We start from the raw sequence: 4,023 nt of genomic DNA, 5'->3' as shown, positions 1-4,023 counted from the left end.
CATCCGTTCAACGATCGTCTCACCGGGGAAGTGGCCTATCGCTATTTCGGCGTGAACGGACTGGAGTTCGGGCGCGGCCCCAGCCGGCTCGACGGCGACTTCAGCACCCAGGCCGTGACCGTCGGCCTCCGCTACAAGCTCGGCCTCTAGGCGGCGGCCCCCACGCCAGCCGGAGGTCGCGCGACACCCCGCGCCCCCCGGCGGAGTGTCGGGGATCCCGTCGACAATCCGACGGAAAGCGAGCGCCAAGCACCGGAAAGCGGCGCGTTCGATCAAGGCCGGCGCTGCGAGCCTGGAAAGATCCACTGAGTGGCGGCCCGGGAGGGACTCGAACCCCCGACCTTCGCTTTAGGAAAGCGCTGCTCTATCCTGCTGAGCTACCGGGCCGTGCCAGCGAAATCGACGCCTGGGCTTCGCAAACGCCGCCCCGCGTGTCGCGTGGACGCAAAGCGCAGCCTGGACCGACTTCGCCGGCCTTTCTGACCGGGACCGCCCGCAGGCGCAAGGATTGTGATCCCGGGGGACGTCCACGCCGCCCGAAGTGCGCCTCCAGACGGCCGGCTTCACCACAGGAACCGGCCGACCGATCCGCCGTTCAGCGAAAGTTCGACGAAAGGACGTCCCATGAACACACTCAAAAAGACATTGGCCGTAGCGGGCCTCATGGCGATGGTTTCGGGCGGCGCCTTGGCGCTTTCCGCCACGTCAGCCGCGGCGGATGTGGCGTGCAACCGCTACGGCGAGTGCTGGCGGGTGCGGGAGCACTATACGACCTACCCGGCCAATTTGCGGGTCATGTTCCACGACGATGCGTGGTGGGACCATCACCGCAGAGGCCATTACCACTGGCGCCGGGATCGCCCCGATGACCATGGGTATTACTCCCACGGACGGTGGCGGGCCTTCGAGAGATAGCGAAGCCGGGAGGTCCGCCGACTGGGCCGGCGGCGACAAGAAGCCCCGGACTCGTAGAGGCCGGGGCCCTGTCGCCGAGGCCGCGCGCGCGGCCTCGGCCGGGGCGCGGACATTGGACGGATAGTCTTACTTCTTCGCCACGGCGGAGTTGCAACGGCCGAGCTTGTCGGCGTCGAACGGCTTGCTGTCCGTGCCGAAGCTCGTGACGGCACCCACGACGCGCACCAGTTGGCGGCAGCTGGAGACCGAGCCGGTCGAGCCGCTCGGGCTGGCGGCGACGCAGCTGTCGGCTTCGCAGACGAATACGGCGTCGCCGGCGACGGGCTTCTTGCGGCCTTCGACTGGAGCTTGCAGCTTGGCCGTAACCGCTTGGGCGGCCATGGCGTCGGACGCAAATGCGCTCAGCAGTGCGACCGCCGCGAGGGCGGTGAAATTAATCTTCATTACAAACCTCAATGGTTCGGGGAGGAGAAATTACGGCCAAGGTGGCCGCGGGCTATCCGCTACCTGAGCCGGAGCGGCAAGTGAACCGACTTTTCGTTACGGCCGTCATTCCGCCGCCGTCAAGCCTTGCGCGCGCCGCGCTCTTGCGCAGGGCGGCGTCGGGCGTTCACCATGCCTGCCCCATGTCCCGCCCGCCGTCCTGTCCGTCCGCCTCATGACATCCGACGCCGCCCCGCCGCTGCCGCCGGTGCTGGCCGACCAGGCGGCCCTGGTCCGCGCCCAGTTCGACGCTGGGGACCAGCCCTCCGCCGAGGCCTTGCTGCGGCTGGTGGACGCCGCGGTGCTCAACATCTGCGAGTACGCCGAGGTCGACATGGCGCTGTTGAACCGGGTGATGGGCCTGCGCGCCGCCGCCGAGGGCCTGGCCCAGACCCTGGAGAGTCCGGCGAGCGCGACGGCCGGGCCGGCCGCCGAGGCGCTGGCGCGCGCCCGCGCCGAGCTGGAGGCGCTGGAGGCTGCGCTGCGCCTGGCCCGGCCCTCGGCCATGACGCTCGCCCTGGGGCTCGGCTGGTGAGGCTTCGGTTTCCCCGGGGCCTCCTCTATCGTGCGGCGGGGAAGCGGTTCGGGGGACGGGCGTGTTGCGACATTTCAGGGTGCTCTACGTCCAGGTCCTGATCGGGATCGCGCTGGGGCTGGCCGTGGGGCTCCTGTGGCCGGATGTGGGCGTCAAGCTGAAGCCGCTGGGCGACGGCTTCGTGAAGCTGATCAAGATGGCCATCGCCCCGGTGATCTTCTGCACCGTCGCCGCCGGCGTCGCCCGGATGAACGACCTGAAGGCCTTCGGCCGGCTGGGTGTGCGCACCCTGCTCTATTTCGAGATCGTCTCCACCCTGGCCCTGCTGCTGGGCCTGGCGGTGGGCGAGACGGTGCGGCCGGGGACAGGATTTAACGTCGATCCCGCCAGCTTGGATCCGTCGGTGGCCGCCAGCTACCTGGAAAAGGCGCGCCATTCCGAAAACCTCGTCGACTACCTGCTGGGCCTGATCCCCGACACCTTCTTCGGCGCCCTGGCGCAGGGCCAGCTGCTGCAGGTGCTGGTGGCGGCGGTGATCATCGGGATCGCCTGCACGCGCCTCGGCGAGTTCGGCGAGCGGGTCGCGGGATTCCTGGAGGACGGCTCGCGCCTGTTCTTCGGGGTGATCGGGGTGGTGGTGCGCCTGGCGCCCATCGGGGCGTTCGGCGCCATGGCCTTCACCATCGGCAAGTTCGGCCCTTCGGCGCTGGTCAAGCTGGGCGCGCTGATCGCCACCTTCTACGCCACCTCGCTGCTGTTCGTGGTGGTGGTGCTGGGGACGGTGGCGGCCCTGGCCGGATTCTCGATCTTCCGCTTCGTGGCCTACATCCGCGAGGAGCTGCTGATCGTGCTGGGTTCCTCCTCCTCCGAATCAGCGCTGCCGCGGCTGATGCAGAAGCTGCAGGCGCTGGGCGCCCGGCGCAGCACCGTGGGCCTGGTCGTCCCCACCGGCTATTCGTTCAACCTCGACGGCACCAACATCTACATGACGCTCGCCGCGCTGTTCATCGCGCAGGCGACCAACGTCCACCTCTCGTTCGAACAGCAGATCCTGCTGCTGCTCGTCGCGATGCTCAGTTCGAAGGGCGCGGCGGGCGTCACCGGATCGGGCTTCATCACGCTCGCCGCGACGCTCTCGATCGTGCCATCGGTGCCGGTCGCCGGCATGGCGCTGATCCTCGGCGTCGATCGCTTCATGAGCGAATGCCGCAGCCTCACCAACTTCATCGGCAATGCGGTCGCGACGATCGTCGTATCGGCGTGGGAAGGCGGGCTCGATCGCACGCGGCTCGCCGCCGCGATGGCAGGCGAACCGCTGCCGCTGTCCGCCGACGCGGTCATCGCCTGATCGGCCTTCCGCTGCCCTTCCGGCCTAGCCGATCGCGCCGGTCTGCGCCCATGCCGCTTCGGCCGCGATCGGGAACCACGCGATCACGTGCGAGGCGTGCGCCGAAGCGGCGGTGCCGCGCGCCAGCCTCGCCTTGACGCCATGCAGGATCGCCGCCAGGCGGAACATTCCGAAGGCGACGTAGAAATCCAGATCGTCGATGCCGGCGCGACCGGTATGGCGGCAATAATCGGCGACATATTCGGCCTCGCCGGGGATATTCAGCGCCGCGAGATCGGCCCGGCTGAGGCCGGAAAACAATACCGGCGGGAGCCGCCAGACCATGAGGTGATAGGCGAAATCGGCGAGCGGGTGGCCGAGCGTAGAAAGCTCCCAGTCGAGCACCGCGATCACGCGCGGCTCGGTCGGGTGGAAGATCATGTTGTCGATGCGGTAGTCGCCGTGCACGATCGACGTGTCGTCGCCCGGCGGGATGTTTCCGGGCAGCCATTCGATCAGCCGGTCCATATTGGGATCGCGCCCGGCGACGGTCGCGTCGTCCAGATACTGCCTGGCCCATCGCGCGATCTGCCGGGCGAAATAATTGCCGGGCCGGCCGTAATCCGCGAGGCCGATCGCTTCGTGATCGATGCAGTGCAGTTGTGCGAGCGCCTGATTCATCGCGTCGTAGCAGGCCCTGCGGTCGGCGGGCGGGAGATCCGGCAGGGTGGCGTCCCAGAATATACGTCCTTCGACCATCTCC

At 68.5% G+C, this 4,023-nt stretch carries 5 protein-coding genes and 1 tRNA gene; 3 read left to right on the top strand and 3 right to left on the bottom strand.

What is annotated here, in order from left to right; translation table 11 throughout:
• Positions 1 to 310: 310 nt before the first annotated feature.
• Positions 311 to 387 (bottom strand) — tRNA-Arg (locus tag VGL30_RS00120).
• A 237-nt stretch (positions 388 to 624) separates the two neighbouring features.
• On the opposite strand from VGL30_RS00120, the gene VGL30_RS00115 reads away from it, so the two are divergent.
• Complete coding sequence (locus VGL30_RS00115; RefSeq protein WP_331535508.1) at positions 625 to 915, top strand: hypothetical protein; 291 nt, start codon at positions 625 to 627, stop codon at positions 913 to 915.
• A 126-nt stretch (positions 916 to 1,041) separates the two neighbouring features.
• Here the strand turns inward: VGL30_RS00115 and VGL30_RS00110 are convergent, their stop codons facing one another.
• Positions 1,042 to 1,359 carry a CC_3452 family protein gene (locus tag VGL30_RS00110; protein ID WP_331535506.1) on the bottom strand — a complete coding sequence of 106 codons (318 nt, stop codon included), beginning with the start codon at positions 1,357 to 1,359 and terminating at the stop codon, positions 1,042 to 1,044.
• Positions 1,360 to 1,573: 214 nt separating this feature from the next.
• On the opposite strand from VGL30_RS00110, the gene VGL30_RS00105 reads away from it, so the two are divergent.
• Both VGL30_RS00105 and VGL30_RS00100 read left to right on the top strand, forming a co-directional pair.
• Complete coding sequence (locus VGL30_RS00105) at positions 1,574 to 1,933, top strand: hypothetical protein (RefSeq protein ID WP_331535504.1); 360 nt, start codon at positions 1,574 to 1,576, stop codon at positions 1,931 to 1,933.
• Positions 1,934 to 1,997: 64 nt separating this feature from the next.
• On the top strand, positions 1,998 to 3,281 hold the full coding sequence (locus tag VGL30_RS00100; protein WP_331535510.1) for a dicarboxylate/amino acid:cation symporter: 1,284 nt from the start codon (positions 1,998 to 2,000) through the stop codon (positions 3,279 to 3,281).
• Between the two features lie 24 nt (positions 3,282 to 3,305).
• Here VGL30_RS00100 and VGL30_RS00095 read toward each other — a convergent pair.
• Positions 3,306 to 4,023, bottom strand: a 718-nt coding sequence (locus VGL30_RS00095; protein ID WP_331535502.1) for a phosphotransferase, incomplete at its 5' end; no start/stop codon positions are given.

The sequence above is a fragment of the Phenylobacterium sp. genome, assembly GCF_036502675.1.
GTDB lineage: Bacteria > Pseudomonadota > Alphaproteobacteria > Caulobacterales > Caulobacteraceae > Phenylobacterium.
Note: the sequence above shows the minus strand (reverse complement) of the source record. Positions and strands in the feature narration are given on the sequence as shown.